The 19,874-nt window shown below is 69.4% G+C and carries 19 protein-coding genes and 1 pseudogene; 11 read left to right on the forward strand and 9 right to left on the reverse strand.

The window, feature by feature from the left end; all coding sequences use genetic code 11:
- The first annotated feature begins 41 nt into the window (after positions 1–41).
- A complete protein-coding gene (locus tag ACFY2B_RS03995) occupies positions 42–1,862 on the forward strand; it encodes a glycoside hydrolase family 2 protein (protein ID WP_390761558.1) in 1,821 nt (606 codons plus the stop codon).
- Between the two features lie 391 nt (positions 1,863–2,253).
- On the opposite strand, the gene ACFY2B_RS04000 is transcribed toward ACFY2B_RS03995, so the two are convergent.
- From ACFY2B_RS04000 to ACFY2B_RS04010, 3 genes are all read right to left on the reverse strand, one after another.
- Positions 2,254–2,463, reverse strand: a complete 210-nt coding sequence (locus ACFY2B_RS04000; protein WP_390761559.1) for a hypothetical protein — start codon at positions 2,461–2,463, stop codon at positions 2,254–2,256.
- A gap of 147 nt (positions 2,464–2,610) precedes the next feature.
- Positions 2,611–2,862 carry a peptidoglycan-binding protein gene (locus tag ACFY2B_RS04005; protein ID WP_390761560.1) on the reverse strand — a complete coding sequence of 84 codons (252 nt, stop codon included), beginning with the start codon at positions 2,860–2,862 and terminating at the stop codon, positions 2,611–2,613.
- Positions 2,863–3,403: 541 nt separating this feature from the next.
- On the reverse strand, positions 3,404–4,177 hold the full coding sequence (locus tag ACFY2B_RS04010) for a TIGR03084 family metal-binding protein (RefSeq protein WP_390761561.1): 774 nt from the start codon (positions 4,175–4,177) through the stop codon (positions 3,404–3,406).
- Positions 4,178–4,448: 271 nt separating this feature from the next.
- Here ACFY2B_RS04010 and ACFY2B_RS04015 point away from each other — a divergent pair, with 271 nt between their 5' ends.
- Positions 4,449–5,873, forward strand: a complete 1,425-nt coding sequence (locus tag ACFY2B_RS04015; RefSeq protein ID WP_390761562.1) for a serine hydrolase domain-containing protein — start codon at positions 4,449–4,451, stop codon at positions 5,871–5,873.
- Positions 5,874–6,199: 326 nt separating this feature from the next.
- A complete protein-coding gene (locus ACFY2B_RS04020; RefSeq protein ID WP_390761563.1) occupies positions 6,200–6,817 on the forward strand; it encodes a TetR/AcrR family transcriptional regulator in 618 nt (205 codons plus the stop codon).
- A 294-nt stretch (positions 6,818–7,111) separates the two neighbouring features.
- Here the strand turns inward: ACFY2B_RS04020 and ACFY2B_RS04025 are convergent, their stop codons facing one another.
- Entirely contained in the window at positions 7,112–7,912 is an 801-nt protein-coding gene (locus tag ACFY2B_RS04025) for an SDR family NAD(P)-dependent oxidoreductase (protein WP_390761564.1), read from the reverse strand.
- A gap of 444 nt (positions 7,913–8,356) precedes the next feature.
- On the opposite strand from ACFY2B_RS04025, the gene ACFY2B_RS04030 reads away from it, so the two are divergent.
- From ACFY2B_RS04030 to ACFY2B_RS04040, 3 genes are all read left to right on the forward strand, one after another.
- On the forward strand, positions 8,357–9,106 hold the full coding sequence (locus ACFY2B_RS04030) for a maleylpyruvate isomerase family mycothiol-dependent enzyme (protein WP_390761565.1): 750 nt from the start codon (positions 8,357–8,359) through the stop codon (positions 9,104–9,106).
- A gap of 117 nt (positions 9,107–9,223) precedes the next feature.
- Positions 9,224–9,721 carry a GNAT family N-acetyltransferase gene (locus tag ACFY2B_RS04035; RefSeq protein ID WP_390761566.1) on the forward strand — a complete coding sequence of 166 codons (498 nt, stop codon included), beginning with the start codon at positions 9,224–9,226 and terminating at the stop codon, positions 9,719–9,721.
- Between the two features lie 562 nt (positions 9,722–10,283).
- Positions 10,284–11,204: a sulfotransferase domain-containing protein gene (locus ACFY2B_RS04040; RefSeq protein WP_390761567.1), complete on the forward strand. Its 921-nt coding sequence runs from the start codon at positions 10,284–10,286 to the stop codon at positions 11,202–11,204.
- A gap of 43 nt (positions 11,205–11,247) precedes the next feature.
- On the opposite strand, the gene ACFY2B_RS04045 is transcribed toward ACFY2B_RS04040, so the two are convergent.
- Complete coding sequence (locus ACFY2B_RS04045; RefSeq protein ID WP_390761568.1) at positions 11,248–11,706, reverse strand: MaoC family dehydratase; 459 nt, start codon at positions 11,704–11,706, stop codon at positions 11,248–11,250.
- A gap of 474 nt (positions 11,707–12,180) precedes the next feature.
- Between ACFY2B_RS04045 and ACFY2B_RS04050 the strand changes: the two genes are divergently transcribed.
- The 3 genes from ACFY2B_RS04050 to ACFY2B_RS04060 all read left to right on the forward strand — a co-directional run bounded on the left by ACFY2B_RS04050 (position 12,181) and on the right by ACFY2B_RS04060 (position 14,632).
- Complete coding sequence (locus ACFY2B_RS04050; protein WP_390761569.1) at positions 12,181–13,149, forward strand: SDR family NAD(P)-dependent oxidoreductase; 969 nt, start codon at positions 12,181–12,183, stop codon at positions 13,147–13,149.
- A 409-nt stretch (positions 13,150–13,558) separates the two neighbouring features.
- Positions 13,559–13,939 (forward strand): hypothetical protein, encoded by a 381-nt coding sequence (locus ACFY2B_RS04055; RefSeq protein ID WP_390761570.1) that lies wholly within the window; start codon positions 13,559–13,561, stop codon positions 13,937–13,939.
- A 270-nt stretch (positions 13,940–14,209) separates the two neighbouring features.
- Complete coding sequence (locus ACFY2B_RS04060; protein ID WP_390761571.1) at positions 14,210–14,632, forward strand: SsgA family sporulation/cell division regulator; 423 nt, start codon at positions 14,210–14,212, stop codon at positions 14,630–14,632.
- A gap of 233 nt (positions 14,633–14,865) precedes the next feature.
- Here the strand turns inward: ACFY2B_RS04060 and ACFY2B_RS04065 are convergent, their stop codons facing one another.
- Complete coding sequence (locus ACFY2B_RS04065) at positions 14,866–15,570, reverse strand: TetR/AcrR family transcriptional regulator (protein ID WP_390761572.1); 705 nt, start codon at positions 15,568–15,570, stop codon at positions 14,866–14,868.
- A gap of 179 nt (positions 15,571–15,749) precedes the next feature.
- Here ACFY2B_RS04065 and ACFY2B_RS04070 point away from each other — a divergent pair, with 179 nt between their 5' ends.
- The gene (locus ACFY2B_RS04070; protein WP_390761573.1) at positions 15,750–16,193 is read left to right on the forward strand and encodes a hypothetical protein; all 444 of its coding nucleotides are present in this window, start codon (positions 15,750–15,752) and stop codon (positions 16,191–16,193) included.
- A 213-nt stretch (positions 16,194–16,406) separates the two neighbouring features.
- Here ACFY2B_RS04070 and ACFY2B_RS04075 read toward each other — a convergent pair whose 3' ends face one another.
- Positions 16,407–17,333, reverse strand: a complete 927-nt coding sequence (locus tag ACFY2B_RS04075; protein ID WP_390761574.1) for an NADP-dependent oxidoreductase — start codon at positions 17,331–17,333, stop codon at positions 16,407–16,409.
- Positions 17,334–17,485: 152 nt separating this feature from the next.
- Positions 17,486–17,659 (reverse strand): annotated as a pseudogene (locus tag ACFY2B_RS04080) (NADP-dependent oxidoreductase); the annotation flags it as partial.
- Between the two features lie 71 nt (positions 17,660–17,730).
- Between ACFY2B_RS04080 and ACFY2B_RS04085 the strand changes: the two are divergent.
- Positions 17,731–18,300, forward strand: coding sequence for a TetR/AcrR family transcriptional regulator (locus ACFY2B_RS04085; protein WP_390761575.1), 570 nt, complete (start codon positions 17,731–17,733; stop codon positions 18,298–18,300).
- Between the two features lie 401 nt (positions 18,301–18,701).
- Here the strand turns inward: ACFY2B_RS04085 and ACFY2B_RS04090 are convergent, their stop codons facing one another.
- The gene (locus tag ACFY2B_RS04090; protein WP_390761576.1) at positions 18,702–19,874 is read right to left on the reverse strand and encodes an epoxide hydrolase family protein; all 1,173 of its coding nucleotides are present in this window, start codon (positions 19,872–19,874) and stop codon (positions 18,702–18,704) included.

Below are 19,874 nucleotides of genomic sequence, written 5' to 3' on the forward strand. Positions count from 1 at the left end.
GCCCCCAGAACGTCCGCGTACGACACGACCGGAGTTCCCGCATGCCCATGCCCCACACCCACCTGGACGCCGCCGGCCATCCGCGGCCGCAACTCGTCCGGGACCCCGACTGGCACGATCTGAGCGGACCCTGGCAGTTCGCCCACGACGACGCGGACCGCGGCCGGTCGGAGCGGTGGATGGCCCCCGGCACCACCGAGCCCTTCACCGCGACCATCACGGTGCCCTACCCGCCGGAGTCCGAGTCCTCCGGCATCCATGACACCGGCTTCCACCCCGTCCTGTGGTACCGGCGCACCGTCGAGGTGGCCGCGCCCGCCCCGGGCCGCCGTCTCCTGCTGCACTTCGGGGCGGTCGACTACCGGGCCGAGGTCTGGGTGAACGGCCACCCGGTGGGCCGGCACGAAGGCGGACACACGGGCTTCACCTGCGATCTCACCGACGCCGTCGACCAGGACGGCGCCCAGGTCGTCGTGGTCCGGGCCGAGGACCAACCGGGCGACGCCGCGCAGCCCCGGGGCAAGCAGGACTGGCGCCCGGACCCCCATGTCATCTGGTACCACCGCACCTCCGGGATCTGGCAGCCGGTGTGGCTGGAGGACGTCCCGGACGAGCATCTGACGGCGGTGCAGTGGACGCCCGACGTCGCCCATGCCCGCGTCCGCTGCCAACTGCGCCTGAACCGCCTGCCGAGCCGGCCCCTGCGGGCGACGGTCCGCTTGGCAGTGGGCGATCGCGTACTGGCGGAGCAGCGGGTCCTGACCGACGGCCAGGACACCGTGTTCGACGTCGCGGTGCCCGCCCTGCGCCACGGCCAGGAACTCGACGACCTGCTCTGGAGCCCGGAGCGCCCGCACCTGACGGACGCGACGGTGGTGCTGAGCGACGCCACCGACGACACGCCCGTCGACACCGTCACCTCCTACGTCGGGCTGCGCGACCTCGGCTGGGACAACGGCGTCTTCCTCCTCAATCACCGGCCCTACTTCCTGCGCTTCGCGCTCCAGCAGGGCTACTGGCCCGCGTCCCACCTGTCCGCCTCGGCCGACGAGTTGCGCCGCGACGTCGAACTGGCCAAGGAGATCGGCCTCAACGGGCTGCGCATCCACCAGAAGATCGAGGACCCGCGCTTCCTCTACTGGGCCGACCGGCTCGGGCTGCTGCTGTGGGAGGAGATGCCGTCCGCCTACGTCTTCGGCACACCCACCGTCCAACGTGTGATCAGCGAATGGACCGAGGCCGTCACCCGCGACCTCAGCCACCCGTCGATCGTCGGCTGGGTCCCGATCAACGAGTCCTGGTCCGTCCCGAACCCCGCTCTCGTCCCGGAGCAACGGCACTTCATGGACGCCCTCTACCACCTGACGAAGGCGCTGGACCCCTCGCGCCCGGCCGTCTCCAACGACGGCTGGGAGATCTCCGCCGCCGACATCTGGGGCGTGCACGACTACACCCAGCACGCGTGGGAGCTTCGTGAGCGCTACGGCCACGCGTCCCTGCGCCGGGGCGAGGTGGTCGAGCAGTGGCCCGGCGCCAAGCGGCTGACCCTGGCGGGCACCCGGCACGAGGGCCAGCCCATCGTCCTCAGCGAGTTCGGCGGGGCCACCTTCGAGCCGGCGCAGGGGGAGGCGTGGTTCGGCTACGACACGGTGGCCACGGAGCAGGAATTCGCCGACCGGTTGGCCGGCCTGGTGGCGGCGGCGGTGGACTCCCATCTCGCCGGCTTCTGCTACACCCAGTTCACCGACACCTTGCAGGAGACCAACGGACTGCTCACACCGGACCGCCGTCCCAAGATCCCGGTCGCCGACCTGCGCGCCATCCTCACCCGGACCCGCGGGCAGGTCCTACCCGAGGCATGAGGCGTTCCGCTCCCGCACCCGGCGCGCCAGGGTGCGGGAGCACGGGGGGGGTGGCGGTGCTGCCGACGGTCTTACAACACGCACCGGCGGAGAGCGGCTACTCGTTGTTGACTTCGGACGCCTCGTTGGAGCACCCGTGCCAGGTTCCGGCCGCGGAGTCGTAGATGCACGCCTGCCAGGCAAGCGAGCTTCCGGGGTAGCCGTAGTAATTCGTGCTGCTCTGTTCGTAGTAGTCCTTGTTGCAGACACCCCACTGGCCCGCGCTGAGCTTGTTGACACACGAGCCCTGGCGGTAGAGGACCCACTTCGATCCGTCCCACAGCGTGTTCTTCCACGAGGCGGTGGCCGAGTGTCCATCGGGGTCGGTGTCCTTGACCCACCACTTGTCGCCCTACTTCTGGAAGCAGGCCGTACTGCCGGTCAGATCGACGCAGGCCATGCCGGACGGCGGCGATCCCGCCTGAGCGGTGTCCCATTCGTAGGCATGCACTTGGGCCCCGACGGGCGACTGCGGGGCTGCCTGGGCGGCCGGAGCGGTGAACGCGCCGGCCATCAGTGCGGCAACGCCAACGAGAATGCCGAGTCTTCCGAAAACCCTCATGTTGTCTCCCACGAATGACGCTGTCTCAGCTTGCACCGCCGCACCCGACCCGCACCCGCGCCATCTTCGGACGGACGCCGTCCGGGAACGACACGACGGCGTTCCTCCGGCGCATCTCGGCGTTCTCTCGCGCTGATGCCGCCGGCATCAGCCATGAGTTCCGCCGGCCACTTCGCGCAGTGCCGCCCAGGTGTGGACGCCGACCTTTCCGTCCACGGTGAGGCCCCCGTACCAGGACTGGAACCGCTCGACGGTGCTCTCGGTGATCGGCCCGAACTCACCGTCGACCGTGATGCCGAGCAGACACTGCACCTCCCGGACCCTGGGTCCGAGGTCGCCACGGACGGTCAGCGCATTGCCGGAGTAGTAGCCGCACGTGAAGGCGGCTGCTGCCGGCACACTGCTCCGGGATCCCTCGGACCCTGCCGCGTGTGCTGCCGGTGCCAGCCCGAACGCCAACCCGCCCAGACACACCAGCGCGGCACCGTATGCCGCCATCCGACGACGCGGTCTCTCCACCGAAACGATCACATGTCTACTCACACGCACTCCCAGCGAACGGACCTCGGTATGTTTCTCGGGCCGACGGCCTGACCGACTCGAACGGATCACGACGCACCCACCGCGGCTTCGCCGTCGAGGGGCCCGACAAGTCCCGGCTCGGGCACCGCAGTCGACACCGCGGGAACTCGTGCGAGGGGACACCGCTCAGCCGCGCCCCGCCTGCCCGAGCGCTGTCGCCTTTCACGAGGAAGCTACCGAAGGACACGCCGACAAGTCGTCGACCTGGAGCGCACAAACGTTGGCATGGAGTGCACACAGTCCAATACGGTCGGCGCCCGTGTCCGTACCGGAAACCTCGCCCGAGGTGCCACCCGAGGTTTCTGTCCCGCCGACGGTTCAGGCGGTGGGGGCGGTGATGGCGGTGGACGTGACCTCCTCAGAGGAAAACCCGTGCGATTTCCAGCCACTTCTGGGCGTCCTCACCGACCGCCGTGAGGTCGGTCTCGGCTCGGGACCTGCGTCGGGTGACTCGGAGGCAGAAGTCGAGGGCACTGCCCTGAACCCGTTGCGTCGCGTTCGCCGGGCCCCATGCCCAGGTCTGGCCGTCAGGACCGGTCAGCTCGATGCGGAACGGCTCCGCCGGGCCGGGCAACTGAGCGGCGTAGAACGACAGCTCGCGTCCTATCACTCCCAAGGAAGCCACCTGCTTGAGCCGTCCCGTCGGACGACGTGTCACACCCAGGGAATCGAGAATGTCCTGCCCGTGGGCCCACACTTCCATCAGCCGAAGCGGTGCCATGAGCGCTGCGGTCAACTGCGAGCCGTACCAAGGAAACCCATGATCCTGCGGTACGTCACGCAGCGCCGCCGCGACCTCGCTTCGACCGGCGCGCCATCGTTCCAGCAGTACCGACCGCGGTTCGGCCGCTCCCGCGGCGGCGTCGAGATCGGCGTACCGGCTGCCCGCCGCTTCAGCCCGCTTCAGCACGCCGTCGAACGCCTCCGGGGTCCGCAGGGCGATGAGAACGTTCGCGTCGGCTGAAGCGAGATGAGCGATCTGGTGGGCGATCGTCCACCCCGCTGCCGGTGTGGGCTTGGTCCAGTCGGTCCGCGCTGATACCAGGGCGTCGAGTTCATCTCCCTCAGCCACCAGGTCGGGCAGCGCAAGGTCGCGGTCCAGCCCGGAGATGTCGAGGTCGTAGTTCAGCATCCGGTATCACCTTCACACGCGTTGACGGCAGGCAGTGCCGGCGGGAGCCGATCCACGCATGACCCTAACCGAACGCGTCAGGCCCCAAGTGCGCGGCAGCGCGGCGCACCATCAGGTGCGGCACACCAAGGGTGGCGGCGCCCAACGCCTTCTGCGCTACCGAGTACGCGATCCCCTGCGCGCCATGGGTCCCGGGTCCCGGAGCCGGGTCCCCCGAAGCATGTTCGTGACGGGCCTCGCGCTCACGGGGACGGCGAGAGAGGATGCCTGCATGAGTGTGCGCCCGCTGCCCCAGAGCACCCCCGCCGCCCAAGGTGTCGACGCCGACGGAGTCCGCGCTTTCCTCGACGCCCTCGAAGCCGCCCCCGACATAGCACCCCACAGCCTGATGATCCTGCGCCACGGCCACCTCGTCGCCTCCGGCTGGTGGGCGCCGTACGCGCAGGACCGCCTCCACCTCCTCTATTCGCTGAGCAAGAGCTTCACGGCGACGGCCGCCGGCCTCGCCGCCGCGGAGGGCCTGATCCGGCTGGACGACCCGGTGATCTCGTACTTTCCGGAGTTCGAGGCCGACATCACCGATCCGCGCAGCCGCGCGATGCTCGTACGGCACGTGGCGTCGATGTCCAGCGGCCATGTCGCGGAGACCCTGGACCGCGCGCAGGCCATCGACCGGGAGGAGCTGGTGCGCGGCTTCCTACTGGTTCCGCCGGACCGTGACCCGGGCACCGTCTTCACCTACAACCAGCCCGCCACCTACACGCTCGCCGCGATCGTCCAGCGGGTCACGGGCCAGTCGCTCATCGACTATCTGCGCCCTCGCCTCTTCGAACCGCTCGGCATCGGCGAGGCGGTCTGGCAGCGCGACCGGGCCGGACGCGACCTGGGTTTCTCCGGCCTGCACTCCACGACGGACGCCGTCCTCCGGCTCGGCCAGCTCTACCTACAGGACGGTGTCTGGGAGGGCGAGCGCCTGTTGCCCGCGTCCTGGGTGGCCGAGGCCACACGTCCGCAGGTCTCCAACGCGGACGGTTCCCCGGGCGGGACCGACTGGAAGCAGGGCTACGGCCTCCAGTTCTGGATGTCCCGGCACGGCTACCGCGGTGACGGCGCCTACGGGCAGTTCTGCGTGGTACTGCCCGAGCACGACGCGGTGATCGCGATCACCGAGGAGACCGTGCAGATGCAGCAGGTGCTGGACCTGATCTGGGAGCATCTGCTGCCCGCCTTCCGGCCCGCACCACTGTCCGGCCGGGAGCAGACGGACGCGGCCCTGGCGGAACGCCTCGCGGGACTTGCGCTGCCGCCCGCCGCGGGTAAGCCCGCGCCCGCCGAGCGGGCCGAGGAGTGGGCGACCGTCGAGTTCACCCCGGGCGAGCCGTCGGCCAGGACGACCTCCGTGGAGGTCGCGGCAGGGGCCGACGGCACACGCCTCACGCTCGTCGAGGACGGTCACCGCATCGAACTGCGGCTGGTGGAGAACGGGTGGAACGTCGCCGAGGAACCGGTCCCGACCGCGGTGAGCGGTGGCTGGACGGACACCGGCACGCTGGAGGCGGACGTGATCTTCCTGGAGACCCCGCACCGGCTCACGCTGACCTGCTCCCTGCCGGACCGCACGTTCACCGCGCGCTGGCACACCCAGCCGCTGCACCCGTTGCCCCTGCACGCGATGGGGGCACCCCGCTCCTTCTGATGGATCTGGGATGGTCGGCGTGACGATCGAGGACAACGCCTAGCGTGCCCGGCCCCCGCGCAGCGCCCCGGCCCCGGCCCCGAAGACTGGAAGGTACCCCGGTGGGCCGGGGGAGGCAGACGGGCCTGGCCCTGGCCGGCCGCCCCGCCGCCGTGCTGTGCGTTCGCCCCTTGCCCCTGGCCCTCCGACCGCCCGGGCGCCCCCTTCCAGGCATCCGGTCGGGGCGGCCCGGGGCGAGACCGGCGCGTTCAGTGGATATCGATCACTGCCGCCGCACGTTTCGGAGAGGCCGCCACACGTTTCGGAGAGGCCGCCGCGCCCCACGTATGCTCCTGTTCATGAATGCTGTGCAGCCTGCCCGCAAGCGTGACGGTGCCGCGACGCGCGAGGCGATTCTCGCCGCGGCCGTGGTGGAGTTCACGGAGCACGGTTACGCGAGGGCTGGGGTTCGGCAGATCGCTGAGCGAGCGGGTGTGACAGCGATGATGATCAACCGTTACTTCGGGTCGAAGGAAGGACTCTTCGCCCAGGCGGTGGACCGGGCTTTCGGACCGCCGACGGTCGTCGGTGACGATCGCCGGAGTCTGTCGCGAGAGATCGCGCACACGCTCGCGGAACGCACCGCGCCCGGTGCCGAACGTCTTGATCCGTTCCTGCTGATGCTCCGTTCGGTGCAGGATCCCGAGGCGGCGGATGTCCTTCGCCGGGGCATCGAGGCGCACGTGGGTGGGCGCCTGGCGGGGCTGCTGGAGGGGCCTGAGGCGGAGGTACGGGCCCAGCTCGGGCTGGCTCTGGTCGCGGGAACATGGTTGCTGCGCACCGTCGTGGGTACGTCCGCCCTCGCCGAGGCCGACAACGACAGCCTCGCGGACCTTCTGACGGGCATGCTCCGACCGGTCACCGGTGAGGCGGATGCCGGAACTGCCGCTACCGCCGGCACCTAGTGCCTCGGCAGGCAACGTTTGCCCGTCAAGGAGCGGCGTTCGGTGCGTGCTCTCGGCGTGCCGGCCGGAAGTCCTCGTACTGGACGTACTTGGGCTTTCGGCCGGTGCGGCGAGAGTGCGTGCCGGGCGTCGCGACGGGGCGAACGTTGCCTGTCGGGGCACTAGTTCCAGGACATCCTCGGGTAGCCGGCGGCAGGAAACCGCAGGCCAGGAAGAGGTGGCGGTCCCGGTGCGGGTGCCGGGGCGTTGCCGTTCGGCCCCCGTACCGGCCGTGGCCGTCCGACCGTGTCGCGTTCAGAAGGCCGAGCGGATGACTCCGCCGTCGACGCGGATCGTGGCGCCGCTGACGTACTGGGCGTATTCACTGCACAGGTACGCCACCGCCGCCGCAATCTCGTCCGGCTCGCCGAAGCGCTCCTGGTCGTTCGGGATGAGGGCGTTGACGGCGTTGGGCTGGATCTCCTCCCAGGTCTCGCCCCATCCGCGGGCGGGGCCGATCTCGGTGACGAGTTCCTTGGTGGCCTCGACGAGGATGGCTCCGGGCGAGACCACGTTCGAGGTGACCCCCGTGCCTTTCAGGTCGCGGGCCAGCGACACGGCGAGGTTGTGGCGGGCCGCCAAGGTGGCGTTGTACTGCGGGTGCGTGTTCATCGGCTGGGAGGCGAGACCGCCGCCGATGGTGATGACCCGGCCCCAGCCGCGCTCGCGCATCGCCGGAACCAGGTGCTGGATCATCCGCACACCTGAGACCACGTTGACGTTGTAGGTGTCCCGCCAGTCGTCGGGGGTCGCTTCCGCCCACGACAGGTGCCGGTAGAACCCGGCGTTGTTGACGAGGATGTCCACGGGGCCGTCCGCGGTGGCCTCCCGGGCGACCTCGGCGGCAGCCGCGTCGTCGGCCAGGTCACCCAGCACCGCGGTGGCTCTCCCGCCGGCCTCGCGGATCTCCCGCGCGACCTTCTCCGTGCGCTCCTGGTCCCGACCGTGGACCACGATCGCGGCACCCTCGGCCGCCAGCAGCTTCGCGGTGGCCTCGCCGAGCCCGACACTCGACCCCGTGACAAGGGCGCGCTTCCCGGTCAGATTCAGGTTCATGTCCTGTTTTCCCTCTCTCGGACTCCCCGCACCGTGCCGGCCGGGGAAGTGTGTCTCCGGAACTAAGTATACAGCGGTAGACTTCTTGTGCGGGTGGGCGGTGTTTCCGGACCGACGTGTCGCGGATCTCTCGGTCGGCCGGACGGCAGGCAGGCAGGCAGGCCACGGGACACCCGGCGGGCCGGGTCGCGCGTCCGGTGTGTCAGTTCGCTGAGCGCGTGGTTCCGCCGTCCACGCGCAGGGGCGCGCCGCCGATCCAGTCGGCACGGGGGCGGGGGCTCGCGAGATGGACCACCGCATCGGCGATCTCTTCGGGACGCCCGGACCGGTTGGTGTCGCCGCAGACACCCCCCCAACAGACCGCCCACGACGTTCTGTTGGGGTACTCGTGGGTCGGTGGAGGGGCGACGGGCCATTGTCAGTGCCAGGTGGTAGAACGCTGGGATGACCGAGACACCTGCCTTCGAAGACCTGCTGGCCCTGGTCCAGGACCGCTCCGCCGCCCTGCGCAGCAGCGTCGCCGGCTCCACCGATCTGGATGTCCGCGTCCCCAGCTGCCCCGACTGGTCGCTCCGCGACCTCGTCGAGCACCTCACCGAGGTGCACCGGTTCTGGGCGGCGGCGGTCGCGGCCGGCCCCAGCGAGAAGCCGCCAACCGTGGCACCGGCCGATGCCACGCTGCCTGCCGACCTACTGGCCCGTTCCGCCGCAGCCACCCGAGAGCTGATCGCTGCCCTGCGAGCCGCAGGGCCCGCGATGGACTGCTGGACCTGGTGGGTCGACTCCGACGTCCCGAAGACGAGTGGTGCCGTGGCACGCCATCAGGTTCAGGAGGCCGCTGTCCACGCCTTCGACGCACAGCTGGCCACCGGAACTCTCCAGCCGGTCCCGACGGTTGTCGCACTCGACGGCATCGCCGAGTTCGTCGGCGTCAGCCATGGCACCGCCGGGCCTTGGCCGCACGAGCCGACCCGGATCGGCCTGCACGCCACCGAAGGCAAGTCCTGGCTGATCGACCTGACGGAGTCGGGCTCACACCTCGTCGACGGCCGGCATGAGGCGGACGCCGACGTCCACGGATCGGCAAGCGATCTGTTGCTGGCCCTGCACCGCCGCCTCCCCTTGGACAATCTGCGGAGCGAGGGAGACCGCGCCGCGCTGGAGAACCTCCTGAACTGGCCCGACCTGTCTTGACCTCCCAGCCCGAAAGGCCCCCTGCGGGACGGGGTGCAGGCGGAGTACGTCACGCGCCTGGGGCTTGGGCGGAAACCAGGTGGACTTCGCGTACTGCCACCTGGGTAAGGTCGGGCCATGCCCGAGCTGAAGCAGCTGTGTGCCGGCCATGCCCCGGCGGTCCTGGCCTTCGAGCTGGCGAACCGCGCCTACTTCGCTGCCTCGATCTCCGACCGCGGCGACGACTTCTTCCACCGGTTCGCCGACCGGTACGACGCCTTGCTGGCGGAGCAGGAGGCCGGCACCTGCGCTTTCTACGTGCTTGTCGCCGAGGACGGCTCGGTACTCGGCCGGTTCAACCTGGTCGACATCGAGGACCACACGGCTGAACTCGGCTACCGGGTCGCCCAGCACGTCGCCGGCCGTGGCGTGGCGACCGGGACCGTCCGGGAGCTGTGCCGGCTGGCGGCGGCCCGGCACGGGCTGCGCACGCTGCGCGCGGCCACGGCCCACCAGAATGCCGCGTCGCAGAGGGTGCTGGCCAAAGCCGGGTTCGTCCCCGTCGGCCCGGCCGACCCGGCCCACCTCGGCGGAAAGCCGGGCACCTGGTACCAGCGCGACCTGGCACTCCCCTGATCGGACTCGGTGTGCGGGCGTGAGAAACCAGGGCGGGACCGGTTCACGCGGCGCGACGGCCGCGCCGAGCCGGCCCTCATGCACACACCGTTCCACTCCGTCGCCGGGTTCGACAGCGAGGAACTGCTCAGCGAGGGACAGATCCCATCCTGCGCGCCACGCACCCCCTCGCCGCGCACAAAACTCTGCCCTCGCCCTCGCCCAGCTCATCCGCACCGCCACAAAAGCAGCTGTGGCCCACTCTCGCCTGCCACTGCCGGGCCGGCACAAATCCGCTTGGGGAATCCTCCCAGATCGGCAGCTCATCGAGTGATTTCCGTCCGTATCTCTTGCAGTGATCGGATGGCATCGTTTTGCATGGCGGAACCCGCCGGGTTTTGCATGCCGGAGACCGCCGATCAGAATGAGCCGGTCAATGACGCCGAACCGCGGAAGGGACAGGAGGATGATGCGTCGCTTCATTCTCCCGGGTACGGGAAGCGGGGCCTGATCGGGGAGTGAGCGTGACAGGAAGAAGGGAGCGGCCCTCGTCGTGTTGAGATCCTTGCGTCCGCCTTCGCGCGTGTATCACAGTCCGCTGCTCGACAGTACGCGGTGGAACTCCTATACGCCCCGACGCGGGGACATCGTCATTTCCACCGCCACCAAGGCCGGCACCACGTGGACGCAGAAGATCGTGGCGTCTCTGATCTTCCAGAGTGTCCGTCTGCCTCTTCCGCTCATGGAGCTGAGCCCATGGCTCGACATGGGTATCGCCCCGCTTCCCCAGGTCATGGCGTCGCTTTCCGCACAGCGCCATCGTCGTTTCATCAAAACGCATCTGCCCCTGGACGCGCTTCCGTTCTATTCGGAGGTGTCCTATCTGGTAGTGGGCCGGGACCTGCGGGACCTCGCCCTGTCCACCCATCACCATGCCCGCAGTATGAGTTCCGCCGGGCCGCGTGCCGCCCTCGCGGCGGCCATGGAAGATCATGGCGAGAAGGACACCTCGGCGTTCTGTCCACCGGAAGTACCCGAGGACGTGCACGCGTTCTGGCGGGAATTCTTCACCCGTAGCGCATATCCGTGGGAGAGGGACGGCTGGCCCTACAATTCACCCACCCACCAGCTGCGTTCGTGGTGGGAACACCGGTCCGAGCCCAACGTGTACTTCCTGCACTACCAGGACATGCTGGACGACCTGGAGGGCCAGATGCGCCGGCTGGCTGGTTTCCTCGGCATCTCCGTCGACGCCCGCGTCTGGCCGGACCTGGTGAGGGCCTGCACCTTCGCCGAGATGAAAGCGAAGGGGCACGAGATCTGGGACTCGGGCTTCTCCGGCTCCGCACTCGGGACGTGGAACTTCTTCCACAAGGGTACGAGCGGACAGTGGCGCACCCTGTGTTCCGAGGACGAACTCGCGCTGCACGACCAAGTACTGCTGCGGCTCCCCGAAGACCTCCGCTCCTGGCTTGCCCGCGACGCATCACCGTTGTCGACGTGAGCGATGCGACCGCCCGGGTATCGGCTCGGTTCCGGATGCCGCGTCAGCCCGGCGGACGCTTGGGTACGACGAGTTCCCGACGCAGTGTCATCACCAAGGTGCGGTGCTGGTTGTAACCTCGGGTCTCCACGCCCACCTGACCGCGGCCGTCACGTTCGGCGATGTCGCGCTTGGCGTACACCTCGCTCTCCGCGTAGAGGGTGTCGCCGTGGAGAACCGGTGCATGGTGCTCGATCTTCTCAAACCCGCAGTGGGTGATGGCGCGCCCCGCCACATCCGCTTCGGACAGGCCCAGAAGCAACGAGAAGACATAGCTTCCGATGATCAGGGGTTGTTTGTACCGGGTCGCGGTCTCGGCGTAGTGGGCGTCGAGGTGCAGGGGGTGTCGCACCATGGTCAGAAGGGAGAACAGATGGTGGTCGTACTCCGTGACCGTCTTGCCCGGCCAGTGACTGAAGACCTGTCCGGCCTCGAACTCCTCGAAATACCTACCGAAGCTCAATGAACACCTCTTCAGGGGAGTGGACGGCGGTGACCGTTCGGTCGGGAATGCCTTGTCCCGGAGATCACTTCCATGGAGATCCCCGGGCCGAATCCCGCGATCGGCCCAAAGCCCCCGATCGTGCCTTCATCCTGGCGACGCGCCCCAGCACGTCGAAGGTAGGTCGAAGCGGGACGCCGAGGCGTAAGTGCCGTAATTCCGCAGTGCCGCCTTGCTGGGCCGCAGGCGTTCGACGGGCACTCCGCCCTGGCTGCACAGTGCGTCCAGGAAGCGCGTCGGCCGCCTGGTCGCCGTAACGCTCAGTGGCGCCGACGGTGCTGCGGCGGGCCAGCACCTCGTCGGCAGGATGTCGGCCGTCCGGCGAGGCTGTCGGTGATCCGTAGGCGATATCTCGGCCGCCGCTGGAAGCGTGGGTGTCGAGCTGTCCTGCTGGGCAGCCGCAGCCACCTTCAACAGCAAGGGAGCCCCGCCGCCATGTCGTCCACGTCCTCCACCCCGCCCTGGGATGTCCACCGGCTGCCGCGTGCCGATGGCCGTGTCGTCCTGGTCACCGGCGGCAACGCCGGAATCGGGTACTTCGTCGCGGAGCAGCTGTCCGCAACCGGCGCCACCGTCGTACTGGGCAGCCGGAATCCCGCGAAGGCCGAAGTCGCCACGGCCTCGATCCGCTCGCGTGTCCCCGGCGCGCGGGTGCGGGCCGTACGGCTGGACCTCGCCGATCTCTCCTCGCTCGGAACAGCGGTGGAATCGCTGGGTGTGGAATACCTCGACGCGGTGGTCCACAACGCCGGCGTCGCGCTCGACGCCCCGCCGCGCCGGGAGACCGGGGACGGTCACGAGCTTATGTTCGGCACGAACCACCTCGGGCACTTCGCCCTGACCCACTGGCTGATGCCGCTGCTGTCCGCCGCACCGGCGGCCCGCATCGTGACCATGGGCAGCTTCGCGGCGAAGTCCGAGCGGCTCGACCTCGACGACCTGCAGTCCCGGAAGGACTACTCGCCCAAGCGCACCTACGGACGCTCCAAGCTGGCGCAGATGCACTTCGGCCTCGAACTCGACCGCCGCCTGCGCGCCGTCGAAAGCACGGTGGCAAGCGTGGTGGTCCATCCCGGCGGCGCGCTGGACTCCCTGACCCCGTCACGGCCGCCGGTCCATGTGCGGACCGGTGGTGCGCGGCTCCGCGGTGCACCGGCCGCCCTCCTCCTCCAGGGCAAGCACGCCGGCGCATGGCCCGCGGTCCGAGCAGTGCTGGACCCCAGCGTGCGCGGAGGGCAGCTGTGGGGACCGCGTGTCTTCAGCCTGCGCGGCAAGCCCCGACGAGAACGGGTGTGGAACCACCTCACCGACACCTCCGTGGCGGAGCGGTTGTGGGACGTCAGCCGTGACCTGACCGGCGTCGAACCTCGGCACCATCCCCGCACAGCCCCTGGCGCGCGCTGACCGACAAGCGTGCGCAGGCCGGCCGCGGCGTTCAGTGACATGCGTTCGTGCAGGTCGGCGGGGCGAGTACGGGAACGGGAACGGCCACCGTGACCACCCGCCAGGCCCGCGCCGACGGACGCCATGGACGGAACCATCACCGCGCCGGGACCGGAGAAACACCATGTGCTTTCGCATTGCCCCTACCGCACAGCCACCCCGCACGCGCCGTGACAAGCATCACTGTCGACGCATTTGCAAACATGAGGCACCCCTCGGGTACGTTGGGCACTGGCCGAACATGAGGACCCCCTCCGGATGATCCCCCGTAGCTCGGCACCCGGACGGTCCGGATTTCCCGGATCGCAGATCACGGAGATGGCGGCGACCGCCGGCCGGCGGAATCGCGGCACACAACGAGGAGATGACCATGAACAGGTGGACCAAGCGGATCTCGGTCGGTCTTGCTTCTGCGGCGATGGCGGGCGGAGCGCTGCTCGGCGCCGGCGGTACCGCGTCGGCCGCCGTTTCACAGCCCGCGCAGCACACCGTGTCCCCGGTCTCCGCCGTACGGACCGACGGCGGCTGGAGCGGCTACCACGACGACGGACACGGCATCGGCTGGAACGGCCGGCACGACGATGGACGCGGAATCAACTGGGACGGCCGGCACCAGTGGTCGGAGCACCGGGACGGCCGCCACGTGTACATCGGGTACGGCAACCGGTGGAGCGAGGTGACGCCGTGGCGCGGTGTCGCCACCAACAGCTGGTACGCGGACCAGCTCGTCTCGTACCTGAACCACCGGTGACGCGGCCACCGGCCGTCGCGGTCGGGCACCACGTCCCCCGCGGACGCGGCCCTGGGGTGTGTGTTCGCGCCCCGTCCGGCGACCGCACAATGGAGCGAGGGCGGACCCGGGCCGATGACACCCTTCCCGGCCGAACGGCACACACGTACCAGCCGTGTGTGCCGTTCGGCCGATACGTCCGCTCACCCCAGGGGCGAGCGGAGTACCGGACCGGCAGGCCAGGGTTCAGCGGGAACAGCGGGAACTGCGGGAACAAGGGGTGAGGCCACCGTGAGTTCGGTCAGGACCGTGGCGCACGAACTGCCCATGCGGCTCTTCGTCTCGTACGACCAGCCGGTGTCGATGTGTGTCGCACTGCGGTACGACGACGCTGATCCCTACGCCGTCCGTGCCGCCTTCTACCCCGCCGCCAGGTGTGCGGCGGTCGAGTGGTACCTCAGCCGGGACATGCTGGAGCAGGCCCTGAGCCGGCACACCGGACGCGGAGATGTGCGGATGTGGCCGGCCGGCGGCGCGGGGCGCGACGTGGTGTACATCGCTCTCCGTACGCCCGCCGGATCCGCGCTGCTCGCACTGCCCGCGCGGGGCGTGGCGTCCTTCCTGCGTGACACCCGGTCCGTGGTGCCTCCGGGTGCCGAGTCCCGCCGGCTCGACCTGGACGCCGAGCTGGCACAGCTGCTGGCGGACGGCTGAAGCCCGTGCGCTGGACGGCGGTGCCTTGGGCCTGAGGGCCCGACGGTCTTCGGGGGTGAGGGTCCGGTTGCCGATCGCGGTACCGGGCTCGTTGTGTGTCCGGGCCTGCCGTGTGCGTCTCGTGTACCCGGTCCGTTCCGCGCCTCGCGGTACCGGACCTGCTCATGCGCCTTGCGGTACCGGGCCCGCCGTCTGTCTCGTGACCCGGTGGTCATGCCTGCCTGGTGCGCCGGTCATGCCTCGCCGAAGCAGTCGCCGCAGTCCGCTTCGGGGCACTCCAGCGGGACGAGGGTCTCGTCGACCTGCTGGCGGGTCATCGGGGGCTCGGGCAGTTCGTGAGCGCACTCGGCACGGAAGGCGTCGAGCATCAGATGGAGGTGGCGACGCCATGCGGTGGGGGCGACCGTGCGGGTGGCCTGGATGATCCCGGCCTGGGACCAGATCACGAACGCGACGTCCTCGTAGGTGACATCGCCACGGAGGACACCCTGCTCCTGGGCCTTGCGGAAGGTCTGGGTGGCCATGTCCTTCGCGCGCTCGATCAGTCCTCTGCCGAGCGCGTGGAGGGGCAGCCGGGCTGAGACCAGGTCGTTGAAGGCGCGGTCGCATGCCTGCAACTGGCACAGCCGTTCCAGGTAATGGCAGAACCCTTCCCAGGCGTCGTCCATGGCCGCCGCCTCTTCCGCCGCGTCGAGCAGATCCGTGAACTTCGCGGTGAAGAGTTCCTCGACCAGGTCCAGCCGGCTGGGGAAGTGCCGGTAGAGCGTTCCGATCGCGACACCCGCCTCGCGGGCGACGCCCTCCAGGGACGCGGCCAGACCCTGCTCGGCGAAAGCCTTGCGGGCTGCGGCCAGGATCGCGTCCCGGTTGCGCTGCGCATCGCGCCGCAGCGGCCTGGCCGCCGCCCGTGGTGCGGAGAGGGTGGGCTGGGGGCTCATGCACGCAGCATAACATGAGGGGGCCCTCGAATTAAAGAGATGTGACCTGACTCATGGCGCGGGCCATCGCGTCCTCCACGCCGGGCGACCGGCCACCGGCCGGCCGACGTCTCGCGGAACCCACCCGCCGGAGCCGTTCGGCGGGGACCTGCGGTGCGGGGGCGAGGGTGAGGGCGGCGGTGAGTCCGGAACACCACGCGGAAGCCCGGATGCTGGGCACCCACCTGTGGACCGCCATCCACGGACAACTCGTCCTGTGGCGCAGCCTCCCCGGGCTCCACCACCACGGCGAGACCGTCCTGATCGAACTGGAGCAGTCACTGCTGCGGCGCCTGCTCCCCCGGCAGGTCACGGCTGAGCACCGGGTGCCGAACCCACCGGTCCACCCGGGACCGGTGACACCCGCAAAAGAGAGCGGGTCCGGCTGCCCGGCGCGGACGGCCGCGGCCTTGCCGGCAGTCGGCGCGTCGGACCAGCGGTCCGGCGGTCCGGCGGTCCGGCGGGACATCCGGGCGCACTGGTCGAACGGAAGTGAACGTCCTTGCACCGTCCAGGAGTTGAAGCGGCTGTGGTACGGAGACCGGGCGGCCGGTGAGTTCGCACACCGTTCGTTGGCTCCTTGATCACGCGGGGGCCGGCCCCGGGCAGGCGGAACCTGCGGCGCCCGGCCGCAAGAAACGCCGTTCGTCCCGGGTTGCCGCCCGCGCCCGTGCCACCGCGGAGCCGGTCCGGCCCACCGGCCCCCGCTCGCCAGGCGGCAGGCGGCAGGCCGTAGGCCGCCGCAGGAGCAGTGCTGCTCCCCGTCGGCGGCGTGAACGTGTCCGGGCCCGCGGCTGTCAGGGCACGGTGATGACGATCTTGCCGCGCGCATGGCCGGTGGCGCTGACGTCATGAGCCGTGGCGGTCTCTTTCAGCGGGAACACGCGGTGGAGCGGGACGGTGAGACGTCCCTGGTCGGCGAGGTCTGCGGCCAGTGGCAGTCCTGCCCAGCCCGGCGACTGTCCGGCTTCGGAGCGGGAGATCCGCACTCCGTGCCGGTCGGCGTCGAAGTCGGCGATGGTCACCACGCGCTGCGGATCACCGGCGACGGCCACCAGTTCGGCAAGAGAACCCTTACCGGCCGCGTCCAGCACCACGTCGACTCCGCGCGGAGCCAGCGGGGCAATGCGATCAGCCAGCCCCGCCCCATAGGTGACCGGTACGACGCCGAACTGTTCGAGGAAGCCGTGGTTGCCTTCGCTCGCGGTGCCGATCACGGTAAGGCCGCGGGCCCGCGCGAGTTGCGCGGTGATGGTGCCGACGTCTCCGGCGGCGCCCTCGATCAGCAACGTCATTCCTCCGGCGGCTCCCAGGGCCTCCAGTACGCGCGTGGCCGTGTCGATGTTGCCGGCGGCGCCGCCCGCTTCCTCGAAGGACCACGAATGGGGCTTGGGTGCCCATGCCTCCAACACGGCGTACTGGGCCGCAGCGCCTCCCTGATCCACGAACGGCACGAGGCCGAAGACCTCGTCTCCCACGGCAGTGCCGGTGACCCCCTCTCCCACCTCGTCGACGATTCCGGCGGCATCCATGCCGGGGACGTGGGGGAAGGCCAGGGGGACGATGTCCCGCAGCATCCCTGAACGCAGGTACCAGTCAGCGGGGGTGACGCCGGTGGCACGCACCGCGATGCGGACCTGACCGGGTCCGGCGTGCGGCTCTTCGACCTCCTCCATGCGGAGGACGTCGGAGCCGCCGTAGCGGTGGTATCGCACAGCAAACATAGGAAATCTCCCTGTATTCAGCGGTAGTTGGGCAGGAGGGCTTGCGGTCACTCACCTCTGAGGCAGTGCCAGATTCCCGGTTGTTCTCGTTCAGTGAAGAACGCGATCACTCACTTGCCGGGTTGTGGGTGACTGCGGTGGCTACCGCGGCGCTCGATCGGGCGGACCTTCCGGAACCGGCCTTCGCGGATCCTCCAGTCGACGGGATACACGCCTGCGGCCCGTCCTGCGACGCGTATCCGACCGGGGCCCGCATGGGGCTCCTCGGCGCCTTCGAGGCGGAGCACGCCTGGACCGCCGAACTCGGCGAAGCTCACTCTCTTCACACAGCCGACCGTAACACTAACGGTTTTTGTTTAGAAACCGTTACTCCTTCGGATTTGATAGTGTCAGTGCCATGACCGTGCCGACCGGCCGCCGCGAACGCAAGAAGGCCGCCACCCGCCAGAAGATCGCCGACACCGCCCTGCGACTCTTCCTGGAACGCGGATACGACGCAGTGGGCATCCGCGACGTGGCTGCCGAGGCCGACGTGGCCGTCACCACGCTCTTCTCCCACTTCGCCTCCAAAGAGGCCCTGGTGTTCGAGCAGGACGCCAACTTCGAACAACGCCTCACGCAGGCAGTAACCGACCGCGCACCGGACGAACCGCTGATCCCCGCACTGCGCCGCGAGATCCACGCCATGATCCGGCACTGCACGGGGGACGGAACCGCCCCGATCTACCGCATGATCGACGAGTCGCGTGCCCTGCGGGAGTACGAGGAGTCGATACGGCTGCGCCACGCGGACTCGCTGGCAACGGCCATCGCCGCCGATCCCGGCCTGACCCAGACCACGACGGCCTGCCGGACGCTCGCGAGGTTCGTGATCGACGCCTACTCGCTGGCCCGCGAGGCCGCCGACCCGCAGGCCGCCGTGGACGAGATCTTCCGGATGATCGAGGCGGCGTGGGAGGTCGCCTGACCGTCTGCGAGCAGTCCCAGGGGTGCGGTTGGCCTCGGCTGAGGGCGGGTCAAGCGCGTCGGGCACAGCGGCGGGCGCGAAGCCCGCGTCTGCGAGGCAGGGGACGACGAACCGCTCGAACCAGCTGATGGCGAGCGGCGCGGTGGCGATGACAGCACCTTGCGAGCATCACCCACGAGGCCGGGCCCACCCTGGCGGCGGGTGTCGGTCATACCGGTGCCACCGATGCTCTTGCCCTGCTTGCAGGCGGCCTCGCGTCCTTCGATGCCTGGTTACGGAGCGCTGCTTGACGGGTGGCGTCATGCATACGGGCGGACCGCCACAACATGCCTGAGCGAGCCGTCGGGCAACTCCTTGATCCGGATCAGGCGATGATCGAGTGCCGGGTCACCGAGCGGCGTTCACCGATTGGCGGCCAGCACTGCCGCGAGGCCCTCTTGCAGATCTTTGACGAAATACTCGGGAACCTCCAGCGACGGGAAATGCCCCCCGATTTCTGGCGACCTCCATCGGACGATCTGCCGGTACCGCTCCTGTGCCCAGGGGCGCGGACACTTCTCGATGTCGCGGGGATACATACTGATTGCTGACGGGACGTCGACCCGAAGGTCGGGGTCCAGCGAGTTGTGGCTTTCGTAGTAAATGCGGGCCGACGATGCGCCGGTCCGCGTCAGCCAGTACAGGGTGACGTTGTCAAGAACCCTGTCTCTGGAAATCGTCTCGAACGGGCTGTCTTCGGTGTCTGTCCACTCAGCGAACTTGTCAAGGATCCAGGCAAGAAGCCCGACCGGTGAGTCGACGAGCGAGTAGCCGAGGGTCTGCGGTCGGGTCGCCTGCTGCTTCGCGTACGCCGCGTGGTGGCGCCAGAAATCGCGGGTCTCCTCGGTCCACTTGCGCTCCACCGCCGTCAGCCCGTCCGTTGTCAACCCGGGCGGTGCCTCCGCGAACGTTGTGTGGATGCCGAGAACGTGCGCCGGGAACCTGCCGCCGAGAACCGTGGTGATATTACCTCCCCAGTCGCCACCGTGAGCTGCGAACTTGCTGTAGCCGAGCCTTCCCATCAGTTCCACCCATGCGGCCGCGATCTTTTCGGTTCCCCACCCGGTGGTGGCCGGCTTGTCGCTGTAACCAAAGCCTGGTAGCGACGGGACCACGACGTGGAACGCCGGCGCGTCTGCGTCTTTCGGATCTGCCAGTTCGTCCACTACATCGATGAACTCAGCAATGCTGCCCGGCCAGCCGTGCGTCAAGAGCAGAGGAGTGGCATCTGCGCGCGCGGATCGGCGGTGCAGGAAATGGATTCCCAGATCATCAATGGTCGTGCGGAACTGGCCGATACGGTCAAGGCGCTCTTCGAATGACCGCCAGTTGTACCCGGTGCGCCAGTAGTGCACGACATCGACGAGGTCGGCGAGCGGAACGCCCTGTTCCCATCGGCGAGGGTCGGGCGCGGCGCGATAGACCGTCTCGGCCTCCGGCAGTCGCGCCGCGGCCAGTCGCGCGCGCAGATCGTCAAGGTCAGCGTCAGTCGCGTGGGCTTCACATGCTTGCACGTCGCTGGTTGGACGGGGCAT

Source organism: Streptomyces sp. NPDC001270 (assembly GCF_042896695.1).
Lineage (GTDB): Bacteria > Actinomycetota > Actinomycetes > Streptomycetales > Streptomycetaceae > Streptomyces.

Excerpts from the sequence above, each read along its gene's own strand:
- ACFY2B_RS03995 (WP_390761558.1), top strand. The coding sequence starts at position 42 with ATGCCCATGCCCCACACCCACCTGGACGCCGCCGGCCATCCGCGGCCG.
- ACFY2B_RS04000 (WP_390761559.1), bottom strand. The coding sequence starts at position 2,463 with ATGAGGGTTTTCGGAAGACTCGGCATTCTCGTTGGCGTTGCCGCACTG.
- ACFY2B_RS04010 (WP_390761561.1), bottom strand. The coding sequence starts at position 4,177 with ATGCTGAACTACGACCTCGACATCTCCGGGCTGGACCGCGACCTTGCG.
- ACFY2B_RS04015 (WP_390761562.1), top strand. The coding sequence starts at position 4,449 with ATGAGTGTGCGCCCGCTGCCCCAGAGCACCCCCGCCGCCCAAGGTGTC.
- ACFY2B_RS04020 (WP_390761563.1), top strand. The coding sequence starts at position 6,200 with ATGCTCCTGTTCATGAATGCTGTGCAGCCTGCCCGCAAGCGTGACGGT.
- ACFY2B_RS04025 (WP_390761564.1), bottom strand. The coding sequence starts at position 7,912 with ATGAACCTGAATCTGACCGGGAAGCGCGCCCTTGTCACGGGGTCGAGT.
- ACFY2B_RS04030 (WP_390761565.1), top strand. The coding sequence starts at position 8,357 with ATGACCGAGACACCTGCCTTCGAAGACCTGCTGGCCCTGGTCCAGGAC.
- ACFY2B_RS04035 (WP_390761566.1), top strand. The coding sequence starts at position 9,224 with ATGCCCGAGCTGAAGCAGCTGTGTGCCGGCCATGCCCCGGCGGTCCTG.
- ACFY2B_RS04050 (WP_390761569.1), top strand. The coding sequence starts at position 12,181 with ATGTCGTCCACGTCCTCCACCCCGCCCTGGGATGTCCACCGGCTGCCG.
- ACFY2B_RS04055 (WP_390761570.1), top strand. The coding sequence starts at position 13,559 with ATGAACAGGTGGACCAAGCGGATCTCGGTCGGTCTTGCTTCTGCGGCG.
- ACFY2B_RS04065 (WP_390761572.1), bottom strand. The coding sequence starts at position 15,570 with ATGAGCCCCCAGCCCACCCTCTCCGCACCACGGGCGGCGGCCAGGCCG.
- ACFY2B_RS04075 (WP_390761574.1), bottom strand. The coding sequence starts at position 17,333 with ATGTTTGCTGTGCGATACCACCGCTACGGCGGCTCCGACGTCCTCCGC.
- ACFY2B_RS04085 (WP_390761575.1), top strand. The coding sequence starts at position 17,731 with ATGACCGTGCCGACCGGCCGCCGCGAACGCAAGAAGGCCGCCACCCGC.
- ACFY2B_RS04090 (WP_390761576.1), bottom strand. The coding sequence starts at position 19,874 with ATGCCCCGTCCAACCAGCGACGTGCAAGCATGTGAAGCCCACGCGACT.